We start from the raw sequence: 19,605 nt of genomic DNA, 5'->3' as shown, positions 1-19,605 counted from the left end.
CGTTCCCGGGTCTTGCTGCGACGGATTGTCGCGACAGGGCCGGCTGCCCGAAAAAACGACTCGTTGCCTGCGTGCGCCAAAGTCGGGGGTCGTCGGTTTCGGCCTGCGGGGGCTACCTATCTACGAGGGAAACAATAATGAGCACCATCACCGCGGGAGCCGTCGCCAGTGCGCCTGGTTTCCTGTCCAAGGAGCGCATCGTCGCTCGACCCGGTTTCAACCGCTGGCTGGTACCCCCGGCCGCACTCGCCATCCACCTGTGCATCGGCATGGCCTACGGCTTCTCGGTGTTCTGGCTGCCGCTGTCGAAGGCGATCGGCATTACCGCACCGGTGGCCTGCGCCCCGGACATGGGCTTCTTCGCCCAGATGGTCTCTTCGACCTGCGACTGGCCGATTTCCATGCTCGGCTGGATCTACACCCTGTTCTTCATCTTCCTCGGCTGCTCGGCGGCTATCTGGGGCGGCTGGCTGGAACACGCCGGGCCGCGCAAGGCTGGTGTGGTCTCGGCACTGTGCTGGTGCGGTGGCCTGCTGATTTCCGCGCTGGGCGTGTATACCCACCAGATCTGGCTGATGTGGCTGGGCTCGGGGGTGATCGGTGGTATCGGCCTGGGCCTGGGCTATATCTCGCCGGTATCGACCCTGATCAAGTGGTTCCCGGACAAGCGCGGCATGGCCACCGGCATGGCGATCATGGGCTTCGGTGGTGGTGCGATGGTCGGTGCTCCGCTGGCGGCGGCGCTGATGAACCACTTCGCCAGCCCTGAAGGCGTCGGCGTGTGGCAGAGCTTCGTGGTGATGGCGGTGATCTACTTCATCTTCATGATCGGCGGCGCATTGTCGTACCGCGTTCCGCCGACCGGCTGGAAGCCTGAAGGCTGGACCGCTCCGGCGAAGAAGGCCAGCAACTCGATGATCACCCACCGTCACGTGCACGTCAGCGTGGCCTGGAAGACCCCGCAGTTCGCCCTGATCTGGCTGGTACTGTGCCTGAACGTGTCCGCCGGTATCGGCATCCTCGGCATGGCGTCGCCACTGCTGCAGGAAGTGTTCGCCGGCAAGCTGCTGGGCAACAACCTGACTTTCAGCGAACTGGACGCCGGGCAACTGGCGCAGATCGCCGCGATCGCCGCCGGCTTCACCGGCCTGCTCAGCCTGTTCAACATCGGCGGGCGCTTCTTCTGGGCGTCGTTCTCCGACTATATCGGGCGCAAGAACACCTACTTCGCCTTCTTCGCACTGGGCTTCGCCCTGTATGCGCTGGTGCCGAACATGGGCCACCTGGGCAACGTCGCCCTGTTCGTGGCGGCGTTCTGCATCATCCTGTCGATGTACGGCGGTGGTTTCGCCACCGTGCCGGCCTACCTGGCGGACCTGTTCGGTACGCAGATGGTCGGTGCGATCCATGGTCGCCTGCTGACGGCCTGGGCTGCGGCGGGCGTGCTCGGCCCGGTGCTGGTCAACTACCTGCGCGAGTACCAGCTGAGCATCGGCGTGGAGCGGGCTGCGGCCTACGACATCACCTTGTACATCCTCGCCGGCCTGCTGGTGCTGGGCTTTATCTGCAACGCGATGGTGCGTCCGGTGGCCGACAAGTACTTCATGACCGAAGAACAACTGGCCGCCGAGCAGGCGCTGGGGCATGACAAGGGCGCCGACAACACCACCGTGCTGGAGTGGAAAGCTGCCGACGGCACCCTGCCACTGGTGATCGCGGCCTGGCTGGCCGTGGGCATTCCGCTGGCCTGGGGGGTGTGGGCGACGCTGCAGAAGACGGCCGTTCTGTTCCACTGATTCGGCCGTTTGGGGCCGCTTTGCGGCCCATCGCCGGCAACGCCGGCTCCCACAGGGTTTTGTGTCGAGCCATGGTTTTGCGTTCACCGCAGGCACTGTGGGAGCCGGCGTTGCCGGCGATGGCCCGCAAAGCGGGCCCAAAACCCTCACACCACACGTCATCTTCGTTTCAAGATGCGACGTTCTGCGCCTATAATGACCGCCTTTTTCGCCCAATGATTTGCGGAGCTGGTGATGGTCGAACGTAAGGCGTCCGTCGAGCGCAATACTCTGGAAACCCAGATCAAAGCCTCGATCAACCTGGATGGCACTGGCAAGGCCCGATTCGATATCGGCGTGCCTTTCCTGGAGCACATGCTGGATCAGATTTCCCGTCATGGATTGATCGATCTGGACATCGAGTGCAAGGGCGACCTGCATATCGACGACCACCATACCGTCGAAGACGTCGGTATCACCCTGGGCCAGGCGTTCAGCCAGGCCATCGGCGACAAGAAAGGCATCCGTCGCTACGGCCACGCCTACGTGCCGCTGGACGAAGCGCTGTCGCGGGTGGTGATCGATTTCTCCGGCCGTCCCGGCCTGCAGATGCACGTGCCCTACACCCGCGCCACCGTGGGCGGTTTCGATGTGGACCTGTTCCAGGAGTTCTTCCAGGGCTTCGTCAACCACGCCAACGTCACGCTGCATATCGACAACCTGCGCGGGCATAACACCCACCACCAGATCGAGACCGTGTTCAAGGCCTTCGGCCGCGCGCTGCGCATGGCCGTCGAGCTGGACGAGCGGATGGCCGGGCAGATGCCTTCCACCAAGGGATGCCTGTAATGCAGACCGTCGCCGTTATCGACTATGGCATGGGCAACCTGCACTCGGTGGCCAAGGCCCTGGAGCACGTCGGCGCCGGCAAGGTGCTGATCACCAGCGATGCTGCGGTAATCCGTGAAGCCGACCGGGTGGTCTTCCCTGGTGTCGGCGCGATTCGCGACTGCATGGCCGAGATCCGCCGCCTGGGCTTCGACAGCCTGGTCAAGGAAGTCAGCCAGGACCGCCCGTTCCTCGGTATCTGCGTCGGCATGCAGGCCCTGCTGGACCACAGCGAGGAGAACGACGGTGTCGACTGCATCGGCATGTTCCCCGGCCAGGTGCGTCTGTTCGGCAAGGACCTGCATGAAGACGGCGAGCACCTGAAGGTGCCGCACATGGGCTGGAACGAGGTCAGCCAGGTGATCGATCACCCGCTCTGGCACGATATCCCGGACCGCGCGCGCTTCTACTTCGTGCACAGCTACTACATCGAGTCCGGCAAGCCGTCCCAGGTGGTCGGTCGCGGTCACTATGGCGTCGATTTCGCTGCGGTACTGGCCGAAGGCTCGCGCTTCGCCACCCAGTTCCACCCGGAAAAGAGCCACACCCACGGCCTGCAACTGTTGCAGAACTTCGCCGCCTGGGATGGCCGCTGGTAATGAACCGCTCGCGCAGCAAGACCCCGGCCATCACCCTCGCACCCGAACAGGAGCGCGAGGCGCTGGACACCCTCAAGCGCTTCCTCGAAGACCGTTTCGAGCTGCAACTGGGCTCGTTCGAAGTGGCCGAGGTGCTCGAGCTGTTCGCCAGGGATATTGCGCCGCACTACTACAACCGGGCGATCTTCGATGTTCAGACGCAGCTCAAGGAGCGCTTCGAGAGCATTGAAGTCGACCTGTGGGCGCTCGAGAAGAACTGACTTCCCGGGCTCACCGTTTACCGATTAGACAGGTTTTCCAGATGCTGATTATCCCCGCTATCGATCTCAAGGACGGTGCCTGCGTACGTCTGCGCCAGGGCCGCATGGAAGATTCCACCGTATTCTCCGACGACCCGGTGAGCATGGCCGCCAAATGGGTTGAAGGTGGCTGCCGTCGTCTGCATCTGGTCGACCTCAACGGCGCCTTCGAAGGCCAGCCGGTCAACGGCGAGGTGGTTACCGCCATCGCCAGGCGCTACCCGGAGCTGCCGATCCAGATCGGTGGCGGCATCCGCTCGCTGGAAACCATCGAACACTACGTAAAGGCCGGCGTCAGCTACGTGATCATCGGCACCAAGGCGGTCAAGCAGCCTGAATTCGTCGCCGAGGCGTGCAAGGCCTTCCCGGGCAAGGTCATCGTCGGCCTGGATGCCAAGGACGGTTTCGTCGCCACCGACGGCTGGGCCGAGGTCAGTTCGGTGCAGGTCATCGACCTGGCCAGGCGCTTCGAAGCCGACGGCGTCTCGGCGATCGTCTACACCGACATCGCCAAGGACGGCATGATGCAGGGCTGCAACGTGCCCTTCACCAAGGCCCTGGCCGAAGCCACGAAGATCCCGGTGATCGCTTCCGGCGGCATCCACAACCTGGGCGACATCAAGGCCCTGCTGGACGCCAGGGCACCGGGCATCATCGGCGCCATCACCGGTCGTGCCATCTACGAAGGCACCCTTGACGTCGCCGAGGCCCAGGCCTTCTGCGACAGCTACCAAGGCTGAGGAGAACGCCATGGCCCTGGCCAAACGCATCATCCCTTGCCTGGACGTGGACAACGGCCGGGTCGTCAAGGGCGTCAAGTTCGAGAACATCCGTGACGCCGGCGACCCGGTGGAAATTGCCCGTCGCTACGACGAGCAGGGTGCCGACGAGATCACCTTCCTCGACATCACCGCCAGCGTCGATGGCCGTGACACCACGCTGCACACCGTCGAGCGCATGGCCAGCCAAGTGTTCATCCCGCTGACCGTCGGCGGTGGCGTGCGCACCGTGCAGGACATCCGCAACCTGCTCAATGCCGGGGCCGACAAGGTGTCGATCAACACCGCGGCGGTGTTCAACCCGGAGTTCGTCGGCGAAGCGGCGGCGCATTTCGGTTCGCAGTGCATCGTTGTGGCCATCGACGCCAAGAAGGTCTCCGGCCCGGGCGAAGAACCGCGCTGGGAGATCTTCACCCACGGCGGGCGCAAGCCGACCGGCCTGGATGCGGTGGAGTGGGCGAAGAAGATGGAAGGCCTGGGTGCTGGCGAGATTCTCCTGACCAGCATGGACCAGGACGGCATGAAGAGCGGTTTCGACCTGGGCGTGACCCGGGCGATCAGCGACGCGCTGGGCATCCCGGTGATCGCGTCCGGTGGCGTGGGCAACCTGCAGCACCTGGCCGACGGGATCCTGGAAGGGCACGCCAGTGCCGTGCTGGCGGCGAGCATCTTCCACTTCGGCGAGTACACCGTGCCGGAGGCCAAGGCCTATATGGCGCAGCGCGGGATCGTCGTGCGCTGACCTTCAGGGCCTCATCGCCGGCAACGCCGGCTCCCACAGGTATTGCGTGCACCGCTGACCTTGTGGGAGCCGGCGTTGCCGGCGATAGGGCCATCAGCATCACCCAAAAAACCAGATCCCTCCCGATGCTGACCAGACTCCTCTTCCTCCTCACCCTGACCACCGCCGCCCACGCCAGCGAGCCGCTGGTCCTGCTGACCGAAAACTTCCCGCCTTACAACATGTCCCGCGACGGCAAGAGTTTCGCCCACGAGGCGGATATCCAGGGCATCGCTGCCGACCTGGTGCGGGAGATGTTCCGCCGCGCCGACATCCCCTACAGCATGACCCTGCGCTTTCCCTGGACCCGGGTCTACCAGCAGGCCCGGGACACGCCGAACCATGGCGTGTTCGTCCTCGCCCGTTCGCTCGAGCGCGAGAAGCTGTTCAAGTGGGTCGGCCCGCTGGGCCCGGATGACTGGGTGTTGCTAGCCCCCGCCAGCAGCCGGATCCGGCTGGATAACCTGCAACAGGCCAAGGGCCTGCGCATCGGTGCCTACAAGGGTGATGCCATCGCTGAGAACCTGCAGCAGCAGGGGTTGAAGCCGGTATTGGTGCTGCGCGACCAGGACAATGCGAAGAAGCTCTCCAACGGCGAGATCGACCTCTGGGCCACCGGCGACCCGGCTGGCCGCTACCTGGCCCGGCAGATAGGCATGACCGACTTCAGGACCGTGTTGCGCTTCAATGGCACCGAGCTGTATCTGGCGCTCAACCCGAGCGTGCCGGAGCAGGTGGTGAAGCGCCTGCAGGACGCTCTTGAACAGATGCGCGAGGACGGCTTCGTCGACGCCACCTACGCCCGCTACCTGTAGATCCCGCCCTTGCCGTGGGCGGGCATGGCGCGGTTGCTGCGTTCGCCGATCATCTGCCGCAGGCCGATCAGTTCGATGCCCTGGGCCTTGAGCTTGGGCAATTCGCGCTCCAGCACATCCAGGGTCTGTGGATAAGGGTGGCCGATCACCACCGCAGTGCCTTGCTTGCGCGCCAGCTCCACGGCAATGCGCAGTTGCCCGGCAATGGCCTCGGGGGTCCGCACGTCATCCAGGAAGACATCCCGCGACAGGCTCGCCAGACCCAGCGCCTGGGCCTTGGCCGCCGCGACGGTAGCGGCGCTGGTGCGGCTGTCGACGAAGAACAGGTCACGCCGCTGCAACTCGCCCATCAGCCAGGCCATGGCTTCAGGCTGCGCGGTCATGCGGCTGCCCATGTGGTTGTTGACCCCGGCAGCGTACGGAACCTTCGCCAGCGCGGCGTTCAAGCGCTGTTCCAGTTCCGGCAGCGGAGTGCCGGGGTGCCAGGCGTAGGGGCCGGTGGCCGGGTCCATGGGCATGTGCAGGATCACCGTGCGCCCGGCCTTGTGCGCCTGGCGCGCGAAGTCGGTGGCGTGGGGCGTGTCCGGCATGATCGCCATGGTCACCGGGCCGGGCAGGGCGAGGGTGCGTGAGTCCCGGGCCGGGTTCTGCCCGAGGTCGTCGATGATCACGCTAAGGTAGGCCCGCTGCTGCTGGGCCGGCGCGCCATGGGCGACGCCGGCCAGCAGGCAGAGAAGGGCGAGACAGAACGCCCGCATCACTTGTCGCGGGTGATGCTCAGTCCCTTGAGCAGGCTAAGGGCCTGGCTGAGCTGGAAGTCACCGTCCTGCGGACGTTCCTTCTTGCCCGCTGCCTTGCTGCCGGACGGCCGGTCGGCGCCGCCGTTGCCATTGCCGAGGTGGCCTTGCAGGTCGGCTTCCTTGAAGTTCTCGGTGTCCTGCTCGCTGGTGACCTTGGCCTGGCGCACCTCGATGTCCGGGACGATGCCCTGGGCCTGGATCGAGCGGCCGTTGGGGGTGTAGTACAGCGCAGTGGTGATCTTCAGGGCGCGGTCGTTGTTCAGCGGCAGCACGGTCTGCACCGAGCCCTTGCCGAAGCTGTCGGTACCCATCAGCACGCCACGTTTCTGGTCCTGCAGGGCGCCGGCGACAATCTCCGAGGCCGAGGCGCTGCCGCCGTTGATCAGCACCACCAGCGGCACGCCTTCGCTGGCATCGGCCGGGTCGGCGGAGAAGCGCAGCTCGGAGTTGGCGATGCGGCCCTTGGTGTAGACGATCAGGCCCTTGGTCAGGAAGTGGTCGGCCACTTCCACCGCCGATTGCAGCACGCCGCCCGGGTTGTTGCGCAGGTCCAGGACGATGCCGCGCAGCTTGCCGTTGTTGTCCTTGCGCAGTTTGGCCAGGGCCTTGCCGACTTCCTCGCCGGTCTTGACCTGGAACTGGGTAATGCGGATGTAGCCATAGCCGGATTCCAGCAACTGGCTCTTCACGCTCTTCACCTGGATCACGGCGCGGGCCAGGGTCACGTCGAACGGGTTGCCGCCGTCGCGGACCAGGGTCAGGGTGATCTTCTCGCCGATCTTGCCGCGCATCTTGTCCACGGCTTCGGTCATGGTCTGGCCACGGGTCGGCTGGCCGTTGATCTTGACGATCAGGTCGCCGGCCTCGATGCCGGCGCGGGAGGCCGGGGTGTCGTCGATCGGCGAGACGACCTTGACGAAGCCGTCTTCCTGGCCGACTTCGATACCCAGGCCGCCGAATTCGCCGCTGGTGCTTTCCTGCAGCTCCTGGAAGTCTTCCGGGCCGAGGTAGGCGGAGTGCGGGTCGAGGTTGCTGAGCATGCCCTTGATGGCGTTTTCCAGCAGGGTCTTGTCATCCACGGGCTCGACGTAGGCGGCTTTCACCCGATCCAGGACTTCGGCGAAGGTGCGCAGCTCGTCCAGCGGCAGCGGAGCCTTGCCGGTGACCGTGGTCGGCGCCAGCGCCGGCGCGGGCTTGGCCGGCTCGGCGGCGAAAGCCGGTGACGCGCCGCTGACCAGTGCGACGGCCAGGGCCAGCGAGGTAAGGCGAGGCGAATGCAGCATGTCGAACGAACTCCTGATCCTGTGTGAGCCCCGAAAGGAGCCTCGCGCCGCGCTGTGCGGCAGGCGCGTGAAAAAAGGTAAACCTATCCTTGACCGCGGCACCACTGCGTCGGGTCGGTCGGCTGGCCCTGCTGGCGGATGGCGAAGTACAACGCCGGCGTGCTCTGGCCACCGCTGTTGCCAACGGTGGAGATCGCTTCGCCGGCCTTGACGATGTCGCCAGCGCCCTTGAGCAGGGTCTGGTTATGACCGTAGAGGCTGAGGTAACCGTTACCATGGTCGAGAATGACCAGAAGTCCGGCCCCGCGCAACCAGTCGGCGAATACCACGCGGCCACCGTGTACCGCATGAACCTGGCTGCCGGCCGAAGCGCTGATCATCACCCCGTCCCATTTGGCCCGGGCATCGTCCCCGCGGCTTTCACCGAAGCGCGCCAACAATCGACCATTGACCGGCCACGGAAGTTTGCCCCTTGCTGCAGAAAATGCGCCGCCGTAGACCGCTCCGTCGCTGGACACCAGCGGGCCGGGCGTGCGCAGCGGCTTTTTCGGCTCGTCGTCCTGGGTGTTGCGCGACGATTCGCGGGCTGCGAGGGCGGCCTCGCGCTGGCGTTTCTTCTCGGCTTCCTGCTCGGCAAGGGCGCGCTGGCGCGCTTCCTCGGCCTCGCGAGCCTGGCGCGCCAGGGTTTCCTCGATGGTCTTGAGCACCTTGCCCAACTCGGCCTGCTCCTGCTCGCGGGCTGCCAGCTTCTGGTCGTTGGTCTTCAGGTTGCTGTTGAGCCTGGCGAGGATTTCCTGGCGCTCGGCGCGGGTCTTTTCCAGGTCCTGGCGCTGGGCGTCGAGGGTGCCTTGCTGGACCAGCAGTTGGGCCTGCTGCTGGGCGATGTCTTTCTCGACGTTGGCCAGCTGGCGCAGGGTCTCGTTGAAGCTGCGCAGTTGTTCCAGGCGAGCCTTGCTCAGGTAATCGTAATAGGTGAGCGTGCGGGCGAACTTTTCCGGGTTCTGCTGGTTGAGCAGCAGCTTGAGGTATTCCTCACGACCGTTGTTCTGATAGGCGGAGCGGGCCTGGATGGCGATCAGGCGTTGCTGTTCGGTGCGGGCGGACTGGAGAGTCTTCTTTTCAGTGTCGAGGCGCTCCAGTTCGCCCTCGGTCTTTTTTAGTTCTTTCTGTAGCTCCTCTACCTGCTTCTCCAGCTTGCCGATATCGGTTTCGGTGCTGCGCAGGTCTTTCTGCACGCCGGATTTTTCTTCCTGCAGCGCACCGAGCTTCTTTTTCAGCTCGGCGATGTCCTGGCGCGTGGCGTCCAGTTGCTGCTGGGTTTGCGCGCGCTCGTCGGCGAAAGCCGGGCCGAGCAGGCAGGTCAGGGCTAGGAGGATCAGGGCGCGAAGCATGGAATGGCGATAACCAGGGGATGGAGACCGGCCTAGTATGCCCGCCGCTGGCGGCAAAAAAAACGCCCCATGGGGCGTTTGTCTGGAACAAGTCGCTATTGGGCGACGCGGACCCTGTGGGAGCGGGTTTACCCGCGATTGCAGCAGTGAATTCACCATAGCAATCGCGGGTGAACCCGCTCCCACAGGTCCGTGTTGCTGAATCAGGCTTTGACGAGGATCGAGGTACCAGTCATCTCCGCCGGAATCTCCATGCCCATCAGGGTCAGCATGGTCGGCGCCACGTCTGCCAGCACGCCGCCCTCGCGGACCTTCAGGTCACGCTTGCCGTAATAGATGAAGGGCACCGGCTCGGTAGTGTGCGCCGTGTGCGCCTGGCCGGTGGATTCGTCTTCCATCTGTTCGACGTTGCCGTGGTCGGCGGTGATCAGCGCTTCGCCACCGACCTTGTCCAGCGCCTCGGTGATGCGACCGATACAGGCGTCCAGGGCCTCGACGGCCTTTACCGCAGCCGAGAACACGCCGGTATGGCCGACCATGTCGCCGTTGGCGTAGTTGACCACGATCACGTCGTAGCGCTGCTGCTCGATGGCCTCGACGATGCGGTCGGTGACTTCCGGCGCGCTCATTTCCGGTTGCAGGTCATAGGTGGCGACCTTCGGCGACGGGATCAGGATGCGTTCTTCGCCGGGGAACGGCTCTTCACGACCGCCCGAGAAGAAGAAGGTGACGTGGGCATACTTCTCGGTTTCGGCAATGCGCAGTTGGGTCTTGCCGTTGTTGGCCAGGTACTCGCCAAGCACGTTGTGCAGGCTGGCCGGGGCGAAAGCGGCCGGGGCCGGGATTTTCGCCGAGTACTGGGTCAGGCCGATGTAGGCCGCCAGCTTCGGCAGGCGTGCACGGGGGAATTCGTTGAAGTCCGGCTCGACGAACACGCGGGACAGCTCGCGGGCGCGGTCGGCGCGGAAGTTCATGAAGATCACGGCGTCGCCGTCCTCGACCTTCACGGCTTCGCCGATGCGCGTGGGCTTGACGAATTCGTCGCTCTCGTCGCGGGCGTAGGCGGCTTCGAGGCCGGCCAGGGCACTGTCGGCGCTGTAGTCGGCAACGCTGTCGACGATCAGGTTGTAGGCGGCGCTGACGCGGTCCCAGCGGTTGTCGCGGTCCATTGCGTAGTAGCGGCCGATGATGCTGGCGATGCGGCCCTTGCCCAGTTTGGCGAAGGTGGCGTCGAGCAGTTCGATGGACGATTGCGCGCTGCGTGGCGGGGTGTCGCGGCCGTCGAGGAAGGCGTGCAGGTAGATGCGCTCGGCACCCCGCTGCGCGGCCAGTTCGGCCATCGCCACCAGGTGATCCTGATGGCTGTGCACGCCACCGTCGGAGAGCAGGCCAAGGATGTGCACGGCCTTGCCGGCACCCACGGCTTTGTCGACGGCACCGGTCAGCACCGGGTTCTCGAAGAATTCGCCGTCGCGAATGGCCTTGGTCACGCGGGTGAAGTCCTGGTACACGACCCGGCCGGCGCCGAGGTTCATGTGGCCGACTTCCGAGTTGCCCATCTGCCCGTCGGGCAGCCCGACGTCCATGCCGGAGCCGGAGATCAGGCCATGCGGCCGGGTAGCGCGCAGGCGATCGTAGACCGGCGTGTTGGCGGCGAAGATGGCGTTGTACTCGGGGCTTTCGCTGTGACCGAAACCATCCAGGATGATCAGGACCAAAGGCTTGGGCGTGCTCGTCATCAAAATCTACTCACGGTTGTAGATGAGAAAGGTGCGCATTTTAGGGCAAATTGGCCAGTCTTGACGAATTCCGCGTCCCTTGTGCGCGGGTCGTCCCGACAGACAGTACCGTCATGATGAGAATTACTGTCGTTTACCCCGTGCAGCAGGCTTTGGCGGCCCATTGCTGCTGTGTATACTGGCCGCCATTTTTAATGACCTGGAACACCCTCCGATGGTTGCTCATCTGATTGAATTCGCGACAAATCACTACCTGCTGGTTGCACTTTTCCTGGTTCTGCTGGTTCTGCTGATCGTCTACGAGGCCCGCAAAGGCGGCCGCAGCCTGAGCAACGGCGAACTGACCGCACTGGTCAACGGCGACAAGGCCGTGGTGATCGATATCCGTCCCAGCAAGGACTACTCGGCAGGCCACATCGTTGGCGCGATCAACATCCCGCAGGACAAGTTCGCAGCGCGCATCGGCGAGCTGGAAAAGCACAAAGGCAGCAAGACCCTGATCGTCGTCGACAACATGGGCCAGCATTCCGGCACCATCTGCCGCGACCTGCTCAAGGCCGGCTTCACCGCCGCCAAGCTGTCCGGCGGTGTGTCCAGCTGGAAAGCCGACAACCTGCCGCTGGTGAAGTGACATGAAGCCGGTCATCGTCTATTCCAGCGACTACTGCCCGTACTGCATGCGTGCCAAGCAACTGCTGGCGAGCAAGAACATTGCCTTCGAAGAGATCAAGGTCGACGGCAAGCCCCAGGTTCGCGCAGAGATGACCCGGAAGGCCGGGCGTACCTCGGTGCCGCAGATCTGGATCGGCGAAACCCACGTCGGCGGTTGCGACGATCTTTATGCACTGGAGCGCGCCGGCAAGCTCGACGCCCTGCTCCAGGCGTGAATCCCAAACCCTCTAAAGACCCTGCAAAGAAGGATCTGTCATGACCGAGCAAAACAACGGCGCTGCCGAAGACAGCGCACCGCAATTCTCCCTGCAGCGCATCTACGTGCGTGACCTGTCGTTCGAAGCGCCGAAAAGCCCGGCGATCTTCCGTCAGCAGTGGGAGCCGAGCGTTTCCCTTGACCTGAACACCAAGCAGAAAGGCCTGGAAGGCGACTTCCACGAGGTCGTCCTGACCCTGTCGGTGACCGTGAAGAACGGTGACGAAGTGGCCTTCATCGCTGAAGTCCAGCAGGCCGGTATCTTCCTGATCAAGAACCTGGATGCGGCCTCGATGAGCCACACCCTGGGCGCGTTCTGCCCGAACATCCTGTTCCCGTACGCTCGCGAAGCGCTGGACAGCCTGGTCACCCGCGGTTCGTTCCCGGCGCTGATGCTGTCTCCGGTCAACTTCGACGCCCTGTACGCGCAGGAAATGCAGCGCATGCAGGAAGCCGGCGAAGCGCCTTCGCTGCAGTAAGCGATGGTGGTTCGAGAAAGCGCCCTTCGGGGCGTTTTTTTATGCAGGTGGGATTTGGGTGGTGCGCGGTCCCTGTGGGAGCGGGTTCACCCGCGATTGCGGTAGTGACTTCACCGACGTAATCGCGGGTGAACCCGCTCCCACAAGGTCCTCTGCAAGCCGATAGAGTCAGGCGAAACCTTGCTGGCGCCAGGCCTCGTAGACGGCCACGGCGACGGTGTTGGACAGGTTCAGGCTGCGGCAGCCCGGGCGCATCGGCAGGCGCAGGCGCTGGCCGCTCTCGAGCGCATCCAGTACCTCTGCCGGCAAGCCACGGCTCTCCGGCCCGAACAGAAACGCATCGCCCGGCTCGAACGCCACTTCATGGAAGGGCTGCGAGCCCTTGGTGGTGAAGGCGAACAAGCGCGGCTGGCCCAGGCTTTCCAGGCACGAGGCGAGGTCGGCATGGCGCTTCAGGGTGGCGTACTCGTGGTAGTCCAGGCCGGCCCGGCGCAGGCGCTTGTCGTCCAGTTCGAAGCCGATCGGCTCGATCAGGTGCAGGTCGCAGCCGCTGTTGGCGCAGAGCCTGATAATGTTGCCGGTATTGGGCGGAATTTCCGGTTGAAAAAGGATCACGTGAAACATGCACGGCTCCGAGCATAAAGATGACGCGCATTCTACCCCCGACGAGCCGGACCCGCGTTCGAAATCCTGGCCGCGCGTCCTGTTTTCCCTCGCCCTGTTCGGCATGCTGGTGGGCCTGATGATCGGCCGCCTGACCGCGCCTGAGCCCCGGATGCTGGAACAGGTGGAAGTGGTTACTGGCGGATTGGACCTTTGGTTCAACGAGGAACCCAGGCTGCACGGCGAAACCGTCGACGGTACCGTGGCGCTGCTGTTCGATGCGGAGGGAAAGGCGGGGAAGGGCCAGCTGAGCTTCGGCGACAAGCCGGTGAGCTGGCGGCTGCGCAAGACCGATCAGGGGCTGTTGCTGAGCCTGGTGGCGGCCCGTCCACTGCAGGCCCGCTGGGCGGGAGAGTCAGTGGAGGACCGCTGGCGTGTGCAGGTGAGACTGCACGAATAAAAGAGGGGAATCCCCGGCCTGCCTGTACCAAGGCCCCCAAAACTGGAGATGTCTGTACTAATGCAGGCGCTGTGCCAACTTTTCAAAACCGCCGCGGATCAAGGCTTTCGGGCAGATCTGGGGGGATTTTCAGGAGAAAGGCGATGATTTTTGCCTTGAGGCGGTGCGTGCGGGGCTATTTCGGTTCATGAATGGGGCATTCGCGCCGTGCCCCGGCTGAAACGACCGCGGGGCCGGCGCCTGGCACGATATTCTGTGTCCAGGCGCCGGCCCCGCGGCATTTCGATGCGTCGGTTCAGGACTCTTCGTCGTCCCCATCGTCGGCACCGTCCACCTTCATGCCCAGTTCCTTGATCTTCCGGGTCAGGGTATTGCGGCCCCAGCCCAGCAGTACGGCGGCATCCCGGCGGCGGCCGGCGGTGTGCTTGAGAGCCGTCTCGATCATGATCCGCTCGAAGCTCGGCACGGCGCTGTCGAGCAGGCTCGACTGGCCTCGCGACAGCGCCTGGTCCGCCCACTGGCGCAGCGCCTGTTCCCAGTTGGTTACCGGGGCGGCGTCCTGTGGCAGGCTCAGCAGCTCCGGCGGCAGGTCACCGACATGGACTTCGCGGCCGGACGCCATGACCGTGATCCAGCGGCAGGTATTCTCCAGCTGGCGCACGTTGCCCGGCCAGGGAAGGTTGCGGATGAACTCCTCGGTTTCCGGCTTGAGCAGCTTGGGTTCCACTGCCAGTTCCTGGGCGGCGCGCCCGAGGAAGTGGCGGGCCAGGGCCGGGATGTCCTCGCGACGATCGGCCAGGCGCGGAATATGGATGCGGATCACGTTGAGGCGGTGGAACAGGTCTTCCCGGAACTTGCCGGCCTGTACCAGGGTTTCCAGGTTCTGGTGGGTCGCTGCAATGATGCGCACATCGACCTTGACCGGCGTGTGCCCGCCGACCCGGTAGAACTCGCCGTCGGCAAGGACGCGCAGCAGGCGGGTCTGGGTGTCGGCCGGCATGTCGCCGATCTCGTCGAGGAACAGGGTGCCGCCGTCGGCCTGCTCGAAGCGGCCACGGCGCAGGTTGGCAGCGCCGGTGAAGGCGCCTTTCTCGTGGCCGAACAGCTCGGATTCCATCAGGTCCTTGGGAATCGCGGCCATGTTCAGGGCGATGAACGGCGCGCTCGCGCGTGGGCTGTGGCGATGCAGGGCATGGGCCACCAGCTCCTTGCCGGTCCCGGATTCACCGTTGATCAGTACGGTGATGTTGGAATGGCTCAGGCGCCCGATGGCACGGAACACCTCCTGCATCGCCGGCGCTTCGCCGATGATTTCCGGGGTGCGGGTCAGGGCCGGGGCGACGTCCATGCCCTGTTGTTCCTGGGCATGCTGGTTGGCGCGCTTGACCAGCGACACCGCTTCGTCCACGTCGAAAGGCTTGGGCAGGTACTCGAACGCGCCGCCCTGGTAGGACGCCACCGCGCTGTCCAGGTCGGAATGTGCGGTCATGATGATCACCGGCAGGCGCGGGTGCTGCTCGCGGATCTGTGCCAGCAGGTCGAGGCCGCTGGCGCCCGGCATGCGGATGTCGGAGATGATCACGTCCGGCTGCTGGCGGGCCAGGCGGCTCATGACGCCATCGGCACTGTCGAAGCTCTGGGTGTTCATGCCTTCCTGTTGCAAGGCTTTTTCCAGGACCCAGCGGATAGAGCGGTCGTCATCGACGATCCAGACAGTTTCACTACGGCTCATGAGGAAGCGGCTCCTTGTTCCAGTGGCAGGAAGATCGAGAAGGTGGTGTGGCCCGGGTGGCTGTCACACTCGATCAGGCCCTGGTGCTGGCTGATGATGTTCTGGGTGATGGCCAGGCCCAGCCCGGTACCGTCCGGGCGGCCGCTGACCATGGGATAGAAGAGGGTGTCCTGCAGTTCCGCAGGAATGCCGGGGCCGTTGTCGATGATTTCGACCTTGGCCACCAGGCGATGGCGCACATGGCCGATGGTGAACTGGCGCATGGCCCGGCTGCGCAGGGTGATGCGCCCCAGCCGCAACTCGTTCTGCGCGCTGATGGCCTGCATGGCGTTGCGGACGATGTTGAGTACCGCCTGGATCATCTGTTCGCGGTCGATCAGCACGTCCGGCAGGCTCGGGTCGTAGTCGCGCACCAAAGTGATGCCGCCCTGGCTTTCCGCCTCGACCAGGCTGCATACCCGTTCCAGCACTTCGTGGATGTTGGTCAGGGCCAGCATCGGCAGCTTGTTCGAGCCGAGCATGCGGTCCACCAGGTTACGCAGGCGGTCGGCCTCTTCGATGATGACGTTGGTGTAGTCCTTGAGCCCTTCGTCGGGTAGTTCGCGGGCCAGCAACTGGGCGGCGCCGCGGATTCCGCCGAGCGGGTTCTTGATCTCGTGGGCCATGCCGCGCACCAGCATCTTGGTGGTTTCCTGCTTGGACAGCTGGGCCTCTTCCTTGGTGATGCGCAGCAGACGGTCGCGGGGATGCACTTCGAGCAGCAGCAGGGTGCGCCCGTTGCTGAGGATCGGCGTAACGGCGTAGTCGACGGTCAGGCTTTGCCCGGTCAACGAAGTGAGCTGGGCCTCGCGCTTGGTGAAGGGGTGCGCGTGCTCTACCGCCTGGCGCAGCGAGTTCAGGGCCTCGCTGGACTCGGTGAAGAGTTCGCTGATGAACTGGCCATGGCTACGCTGGCCGCTGATCGCCAGCAGCATCTCCGCCGCCGGGTTCATGTACTCAAGGCGCAGTTCGGCGTTGAGCAGGATGGTAGCGGTGGTCAGGTTGTCCAGTAGTAATCGGTGCAGTGCATCGCTGATGGTCATGTGGCGTCTTTGACCTCTTTTGGCACATGTCGGACCCGGCTCCGGCCAGGGGCGCGAACGCTGGTCATTCGCTGATCCGATGAAAATGCAAAAAGCAAACCAAGGCTCCGAAAAGAAGCGGAAATCCCGGTAATACGCCTGGGTTTGCCCGAAAAAAGTCTACAAAGCCCTGCTGCTGGAGATTTTGTGACCCAAAATGGGATGGAGTTCGAAGGTGCGCATGATTATGCGCACCAATATAGAGCATTGACCGGGACTCAATCGCTTTTGCACAGGCTGAGGGTGGCTTGGGCCGTTGCGGCCATCATCATCAGCGGATATCCCTTTTCTCTTTTCTTGCTTTCCAGTGCGGTGCCAACCAGGATGCGGCATCGCTCCCGGTAGTTGGCGTTATCGAAGGCAGCGAGGCTGGACAGCAGCTCTTCCTGCATTTGGTCGAGAACGATACGCAGTGAAGCGAGATCTTCTCCGGGGGCGAGGTCAGGTAGCTTCTCGAATAGCCCGTTGGTCATGACGGCGGACTGGACAAATTTGCTGGCTTTTATCTGATCGGCAAAGAAGGTGCGCACGCGGTCCTCGCTCAAGCCATGACGCTTGCCCGCCTCGACGGCACTGGCGATGACTTCCTGTTCACGCTTGAGGTCCTCGAGGGGCAAGCGAGCCTTCGATTTGTAAATCGCCACCAAGCGAGCGGTGTCGTTTCGCTGCTCAATCACGCGCATAAGTCTGGTCACTTCCGGTGGTATGTCGACTGGAGGCGCGACCTCGTGGAGGGTCAGGTCGTCAAAGAGCAGTTCGCCAGCGACTGATGGGGCGCTGTATCCGATCAGGGCGACAAGGGGGAGTAACAGGATAAATCGCATAGGGCAGCCTCGCTTGAGTGAGCGGGCCAGCATGGGCGAGGGGGAAGAGACTGCACATCAGTGGAAGCGCCGATGCTTGTACGAAAAAAGGCCTCCCGCGGGAGGCCTTTTCTTTAGTTGCAAGTTTCGAGCTGCAAGTCGCAAGAAAAAGCTGCGCTGCCGACTGCTTTTTCTTGTTGCTTGAAGCTTGTTGCTGGCCTGGGATCAACGTGCAGGTAATGCCTGCTCCTCTTCCGCCGCGATCTCGGAAAGAGGCAGGCCCGGGCTGCCCGCATAGAAAACGACCAGCTCTGCGCCGCGGCTGCCGGCGTGGCCGCGGTGGACTACGCCGGTAACTTCCGCGAGGGCCTCGCCAGCGCGCAGGCGCCTTTCGCGACCGTCACGGGTTTCGACGCGCAATTCGCCCGCCAGCAGGTAGCCAGCATTGGGTGCAGGATGGCTATGCCAGTCCAGGGAGGTGTCGGGAGCGATACGGATCTTCAGCAGGCTGAGTTCGGGGCTGCCTGCGGGGTAGTCGGTATAGGGCGAGCCGTCCCAGGCGGTGGTGGTGCGCAGCAGGAGCTGTGCATCGACGGGCTTGGTGGCGGGAGCACTGGAGCAGGCGCCGATCAGGGCCAGTGAACCGACAAGGAAGAGACGTTTGATCATGGCAGGGTCTCGCTGAGTGGGAGCGGACCAGCATGGTGGAGAGGGAAACGCTGGACTATCAGCTCTGGAGCTGAAGCCTGTAAGAAAAAGGCCTCCCGAAGGAGGCCTTTCACGTACTTACGCCGCTTGCGCGTGCGTCACTGGATTAGCAGCTGTAGTACAGGTCGTATTCCAGCGGGTGTACGAAGGTACGGACCTTGATTTCTTCCTCGGATTTCAGAGCGATGTAGGCATCGATGAAGTCGTCGGAGAACACGCCGCCCTTGGTCAGGAACGCACGGCCTTTGTCCAGTTCTTCCAGGGCCTCTTTCAGGCTGCCGCAGACTTGCGGGATTTCCTTGGCTTCTTCTGGTGGCAGGTCGTACAGGTTCTTGTCCGCTGCGTCGCCTGGGTGGATCTTGTTCTGGATGCCGTCCAGGCCGGCCATCAGCAGGGCAGCGAAGGCCAGGTACGGGTTGGCAGCCGGATCCGGGAAGCGGGCTTCGATACGGCGGGCTTTCGGGCTGCCGACGTAAGGAATGCGGATCGAGGCGGAACGGTTGCGAGCCGAGTAGGCCAGCATGACCGGTGCTTCGAAGCCTGGGACCAGACGCTTGTAGGAGTTGGTCGAAGGGTTGGTGAAGCCGTTCAGCGCCTTGCCGTGCTTGATGATGCCGCCGATGAAGTACAGGGCGGTGTCGGACAGGCCGGCATAGCCTTCGCCGGAGAAGGTGTTCTTGCCTTCTTTCCAGATCGACATGTGCACGTGCATGCCCGAGCCGTTGTCACCGTACAGCGGCTTCGGCATGAAGGTCGCGGTGCGGCCGTAGGCATCGGCAACGTTGTGCACGACGTACTTCAGGGTCTGGACTTCGTCGGCCTTCTTCACCAGGGTGTTGAACTTGACGCCGATTTCGTTCTGGCCGGCAGTCGCCACTTCGTGGTGGTGGACTTCGACGGTCTGGCCCATCTCTTCCAGTGCGTTGCACATGGCGGTACGGATTTCGTGGTCGTGGTCGAACGGTGGAACAGGGAAGTAGCCGCCCTTGACGCCTGGACGGTGGCCCTTGTTGCCGCCTTCGACGTCCTGGTCGGACATCCAGGAGCCCTGCTCGGAGAAGATCTTGAACATCGAGCCGGAGATGTCGGACTTGAACTTCACTTCGTCGAAGATGAAGAACTCAGGCTCCGGACCTGCGAAGGCGGTGTCACCGATGCCGGTGCTCTTCAGGTACTCTTCGGCGCGCTTGGCGATCGCACGTGGGTCGCGATCGTAGCCTTGCATGCTCGAAGGTTCGATGATGTCGCAGACCAGGATCAGGGTCGGCTCTTCGGTGAACGGGTCCAGGACGGCGGTTTCGTCGACCGGCATCAGGATCATGTCGGAGGCTTCGATGCCTTTCCAGCCAGCGATGGAGGAACCGTCGAACATCTTGCCGACTTCGAAGAAGTCGTCTTCCAGCGCGTCACGGGCTGGCATGGTGACGTGGTGCTGGGTGCCGCGGGTGTCAGTGAAGCGCAGATCAATCCATTTAACGTCATGATCTTTGATGAGTTGAACCGACTTCGACATGGTGTCCTCCGGGTGGGGTAGAGCTTGCCTGTGCAGCCCTTGAATTTGGGTGATGCCGGGCCGGAATACTCGACCAAGGCAACCTGCCTCACAAGGGAGCAAATTGCAT

Annotated in this window: 21 protein-coding genes; 11 read left to right on the top strand and 10 right to left on the bottom strand. The window is 63.7% G+C overall.

Going from position 1 to position 19,605, the window contains the following annotated elements:
• Window positions 1-137: 137 nt before the first annotated feature.
• The 7 genes from ACPFMA_RS26995 (at window position 138) to ACPFMA_RS26965 (ending at window position 5,936) form a co-directional block, all read left to right on the top strand.
• Window positions 138-1,796 carry an OFA family MFS transporter gene (locus ACPFMA_RS26995; RefSeq protein ID WP_064302634.1) on the top strand — a complete coding sequence of 553 codons (1,659 nt, stop codon included), beginning with the start codon at window positions 138-140 and terminating at the stop codon, window positions 1,794-1,796.
• Between the two features lie 234 nt (window positions 1,797-2,030).
• Window positions 2,031-2,624, top strand: a complete 594-nt coding sequence (gene hisB / locus ACPFMA_RS26990) for an imidazoleglycerol-phosphate dehydratase HisB (RefSeq protein ID WP_009396076.1) — start codon at window positions 2,031-2,033, stop codon at window positions 2,622-2,624.
• Window positions 2,624-3,262, top strand: coding sequence for an imidazole glycerol phosphate synthase subunit HisH (gene hisH / locus ACPFMA_RS26985; protein ID WP_064302633.1), 639 nt, complete (start codon window positions 2,624-2,626; stop codon window positions 3,260-3,262). The genes hisB and hisH overlap by 1 nt, the downstream gene beginning before the upstream one ends.
• Window positions 3,262-3,522 carry a DUF2164 domain-containing protein gene (locus tag ACPFMA_RS26980; protein WP_009396079.1) on the top strand — a complete coding sequence of 87 codons (261 nt, stop codon included), beginning with the start codon at window positions 3,262-3,264 and terminating at the stop codon, window positions 3,520-3,522. Before hisH ends, ACPFMA_RS26980 begins: the two co-directional genes overlap by 1 nt.
• Window positions 3,523-3,563: 41 nt before the next feature.
• Window positions 3,564-4,301: a 1-(5-phosphoribosyl)-5-[(5-phosphoribosylamino)methylideneamino]imidazole-4-carboxamide isomerase gene (gene hisA / locus ACPFMA_RS26975; RefSeq protein WP_064302632.1), complete on the top strand. Its 738-nt coding sequence runs from the start codon at window positions 3,564-3,566 to the stop codon at window positions 4,299-4,301.
• A gap of 10 nt (window positions 4,302-4,311) precedes the next feature.
• On the top strand, window positions 4,312-5,082 hold the full coding sequence (gene hisF, locus ACPFMA_RS26970) for an imidazole glycerol phosphate synthase subunit HisF (protein ID WP_009396083.1): 771 nt from the start codon (window positions 4,312-4,314) through the stop codon (window positions 5,080-5,082).
• A 125-nt stretch (window positions 5,083-5,207) separates the two neighbouring features.
• Window positions 5,208-5,936, top strand: a complete 729-nt coding sequence (locus ACPFMA_RS26965; protein WP_420058782.1) for a substrate-binding periplasmic protein — start codon at window positions 5,208-5,210, stop codon at window positions 5,934-5,936.
• Here the strand turns inward: ACPFMA_RS26965 and ACPFMA_RS26960 are convergent.
• The 4 genes from ACPFMA_RS26960 to gpmI all read right to left on the bottom strand — a co-directional run bounded on the left by ACPFMA_RS26960 (window position 5,927) and on the right by gpmI (window position 11,149).
• Window positions 5,927-6,694: a divergent polysaccharide deacetylase family protein gene (locus tag ACPFMA_RS26960; RefSeq protein ID WP_425929274.1), complete on the bottom strand. Its 768-nt coding sequence runs from the start codon at window positions 6,692-6,694 to the stop codon at window positions 5,927-5,929. The genes ACPFMA_RS26965 and ACPFMA_RS26960 overlap by 10 nt on opposite strands.
• The gene (locus tag ACPFMA_RS26955; protein ID WP_064302629.1) at window positions 6,694-8,019 is read right to left on the bottom strand and encodes a S41 family peptidase; all 1,326 of its coding nucleotides are present in this window, start codon (window positions 8,017-8,019) and stop codon (window positions 6,694-6,696) included. The genes ACPFMA_RS26960 and ACPFMA_RS26955 overlap by 1 nt, the downstream gene beginning before the upstream one ends.
• Before the next feature lie 83 nt (window positions 8,020-8,102).
• The gene (locus ACPFMA_RS26950; RefSeq protein WP_064302628.1) at window positions 8,103-9,410 is read right to left on the bottom strand and encodes a murein hydrolase activator EnvC family protein; all 1,308 of its coding nucleotides are present in this window, start codon (window positions 9,408-9,410) and stop codon (window positions 8,103-8,105) included.
• Between the two features lie 203 nt (window positions 9,411-9,613).
• On the bottom strand, window positions 9,614-11,149 hold the full coding sequence (gpmI, locus tag ACPFMA_RS26945) for a 2,3-bisphosphoglycerate-independent phosphoglycerate mutase (RefSeq protein ID WP_425929269.1): 1,536 nt from the start codon (window positions 11,147-11,149) through the stop codon (window positions 9,614-9,616).
• Window positions 11,150-11,363: 214 nt separating this feature from the next.
• Between gpmI and ACPFMA_RS26940 the strand changes: the two genes are divergently transcribed.
• From ACPFMA_RS26940 to secB, 3 genes are read left to right on the top strand one after another with little or no spacing between them, the layout of a single operon-like run.
• Window positions 11,364-11,780, top strand: a complete 417-nt coding sequence (locus ACPFMA_RS26940) for a rhodanese-like domain-containing protein (RefSeq protein ID WP_420058778.1) — start codon at window positions 11,364-11,366, stop codon at window positions 11,778-11,780.
• 1 nt (window position 11,781) lies between these two features.
• Window positions 11,782-12,036, top strand: a complete 255-nt coding sequence (gene grxC / locus ACPFMA_RS26935) for a glutaredoxin 3 (protein ID WP_009396096.1) — start codon at window positions 11,782-11,784, stop codon at window positions 12,034-12,036.
• Between the two features lie 40 nt (window positions 12,037-12,076).
• On the top strand, window positions 12,077-12,556 hold the full coding sequence (gene secB / locus ACPFMA_RS26930) for a protein-export chaperone SecB (RefSeq protein ID WP_009396097.1): 480 nt from the start codon (window positions 12,077-12,079) through the stop codon (window positions 12,554-12,556).
• Window positions 12,557-12,724: 168 nt separating this feature from the next.
• On the opposite strand, the gene trmL is transcribed toward secB, so the two are convergent.
• Window positions 12,725-13,180 (bottom strand): tRNA (uridine(34)/cytosine(34)/5-carboxymethylaminomethyluridine(34)-2'-O)-methyltransferase TrmL, encoded by a 456-nt coding sequence (trmL, locus tag ACPFMA_RS26925; RefSeq protein WP_064302627.1) that lies wholly within the window; start codon window positions 13,178-13,180, stop codon window positions 12,725-12,727.
• On the opposite strand from trmL, the gene ACPFMA_RS26920 reads away from it, so the two are divergent.
• Window positions 13,179-13,619 (top strand): hypothetical protein, encoded by a 441-nt coding sequence (locus ACPFMA_RS26920; protein ID WP_425929266.1) that lies wholly within the window; start codon window positions 13,179-13,181, stop codon window positions 13,617-13,619. The genes trmL and ACPFMA_RS26920 overlap by 2 nt on opposite strands.
• Before the next feature lie 295 nt (window positions 13,620-13,914).
• Here the strand turns inward: ACPFMA_RS26920 and ntrC are convergent, their stop codons facing one another.
• The 5 genes from ntrC to glnA form a co-directional block, all read right to left on the bottom strand.
• The gene (gene ntrC, locus ACPFMA_RS26915; RefSeq protein ID WP_009396104.1) at window positions 13,915-15,351 is read right to left on the bottom strand and encodes a nitrogen regulation protein NR(I); all 1,437 of its coding nucleotides are present in this window, start codon (window positions 15,349-15,351) and stop codon (window positions 13,915-13,917) included.
• Window positions 15,348-16,433, bottom strand: a complete 1,086-nt coding sequence (glnL, locus tag ACPFMA_RS26910; protein WP_009396106.1) for a nitrogen regulation protein NR(II) — start codon at window positions 16,431-16,433, stop codon at window positions 15,348-15,350. The genes ntrC and glnL overlap by 4 nt, the downstream gene beginning before the upstream one ends.
• A gap of 257 nt (window positions 16,434-16,690) precedes the next feature.
• Window positions 16,691-17,296, bottom strand: a complete 606-nt coding sequence (gene aroQ / locus ACPFMA_RS26905) for a gamma subclass chorismate mutase AroQ (protein WP_425929264.1) — start codon at window positions 17,294-17,296, stop codon at window positions 16,691-16,693.
• Between the two features lie 204 nt (window positions 17,297-17,500).
• The gene (locus ACPFMA_RS26900) at window positions 17,501-17,944 is read right to left on the bottom strand and encodes a cupin domain-containing protein (RefSeq protein ID WP_425929262.1); all 444 of its coding nucleotides are present in this window, start codon (window positions 17,942-17,944) and stop codon (window positions 17,501-17,503) included.
• Between the two features lie 145 nt (window positions 17,945-18,089).
• Complete coding sequence (gene glnA, locus ACPFMA_RS26895) at window positions 18,090-19,496, bottom strand: type I glutamate--ammonia ligase (RefSeq protein WP_009396117.1); 1,407 nt, start codon at window positions 19,494-19,496, stop codon at window positions 18,090-18,092.
• Window positions 19,497-19,605 lie beyond the last annotated feature (109 nt).

Origin of the sequence: Pseudomonas sp. NyZ201 (assembly GCF_049860765.1) — a bacterium.
In the GTDB taxonomy this organism is placed as follows: domain Bacteria; phylum Pseudomonadota; class Gammaproteobacteria; order Pseudomonadales; family Pseudomonadaceae; genus Aquipseudomonas; species Aquipseudomonas bharatica.
Note: the sequence above shows the minus strand (reverse complement) of the source record. Positions and strands in the feature narration are given on the sequence as shown.

What these genes read in the sequence shown, in the direction of transcription:
- ACPFMA_RS26995 (WP_064302634.1), top strand. Translation starts at nt 138, where the DNA reads ATGAGCACCATCACCGCGGGAGCCGTCGCCAGTGCGCCTGGTTTCCTG.
- hisB (WP_009396076.1), top strand. Translation starts at nt 2,031, where the DNA reads ATGGTCGAACGTAAGGCGTCCGTCGAGCGCAATACTCTGGAAACCCAG.
- hisH (WP_064302633.1), top strand. Translation starts at nt 2,624, where the DNA reads ATGCAGACCGTCGCCGTTATCGACTATGGCATGGGCAACCTGCACTCG.
- ACPFMA_RS26980 (WP_009396079.1), top strand. Translation starts at nt 3,262, where the DNA reads ATGAACCGCTCGCGCAGCAAGACCCCGGCCATCACCCTCGCACCCGAA.
- hisA (WP_064302632.1), top strand. Translation starts at nt 3,564, where the DNA reads ATGCTGATTATCCCCGCTATCGATCTCAAGGACGGTGCCTGCGTACGT.
- hisF (WP_009396083.1), top strand. Translation starts at nt 4,312, where the DNA reads ATGGCCCTGGCCAAACGCATCATCCCTTGCCTGGACGTGGACAACGGC.
- ACPFMA_RS26965 (WP_420058782.1), top strand. Translation starts at nt 5,208, where the DNA reads ATGCTGACCAGACTCCTCTTCCTCCTCACCCTGACCACCGCCGCCCAC.
- ACPFMA_RS26960 (WP_425929274.1), bottom strand. Translation starts at nt 6,694, where the DNA reads ATGCGGGCGTTCTGTCTCGCCCTTCTCTGCCTGCTGGCCGGCGTCGCC.
- ACPFMA_RS26955 (WP_064302629.1), bottom strand. Translation starts at nt 8,019, where the DNA reads ATGCTGCATTCGCCTCGCCTTACCTCGCTGGCCCTGGCCGTCGCACTG.
- ACPFMA_RS26950 (WP_064302628.1), bottom strand. Translation starts at nt 9,410, where the DNA reads ATGCTTCGCGCCCTGATCCTCCTAGCCCTGACCTGCCTGCTCGGCCCG.
- gpmI (WP_425929269.1), bottom strand. Translation starts at nt 11,149, where the DNA reads ATGACGAGCACGCCCAAGCCTTTGGTCCTGATCATCCTGGATGGTTTC.
- ACPFMA_RS26940 (WP_420058778.1), top strand. Translation starts at nt 11,364, where the DNA reads ATGGTTGCTCATCTGATTGAATTCGCGACAAATCACTACCTGCTGGTT.
- grxC (WP_009396096.1), top strand. Translation starts at nt 11,782, where the DNA reads ATGAAGCCGGTCATCGTCTATTCCAGCGACTACTGCCCGTACTGCATG.
- secB (WP_009396097.1), top strand. Translation starts at nt 12,077, where the DNA reads ATGACCGAGCAAAACAACGGCGCTGCCGAAGACAGCGCACCGCAATTC.
- ACPFMA_RS26920 (WP_425929266.1), top strand. Translation starts at nt 13,179, where the DNA reads ATGCACGGCTCCGAGCATAAAGATGACGCGCATTCTACCCCCGACGAG.
- trmL (WP_064302627.1), bottom strand. Translation starts at nt 13,180, where the DNA reads ATGTTTCACGTGATCCTTTTTCAACCGGAAATTCCGCCCAATACCGGC.
- ntrC (WP_009396104.1), bottom strand. Translation starts at nt 15,351, where the DNA reads ATGAGCCGTAGTGAAACTGTCTGGATCGTCGATGACGACCGCTCTATC.
- glnL (WP_009396106.1), bottom strand. Translation starts at nt 16,433, where the DNA reads ATGACCATCAGCGATGCACTGCACCGATTACTACTGGACAACCTGACC.
- aroQ (WP_425929264.1), bottom strand. Translation starts at nt 17,296, where the DNA reads ATGCGATTTATCCTGTTACTCCCCCTTGTCGCCCTGATCGGATACAGC.
- ACPFMA_RS26900 (WP_425929262.1), bottom strand. Translation starts at nt 17,944, where the DNA reads ATGATCAAACGTCTCTTCCTTGTCGGTTCACTGGCCCTGATCGGCGCC.
- glnA (WP_009396117.1), bottom strand. Translation starts at nt 19,496, where the DNA reads ATGTCGAAGTCGGTTCAACTCATCAAAGATCATGACGTTAAATGGATT.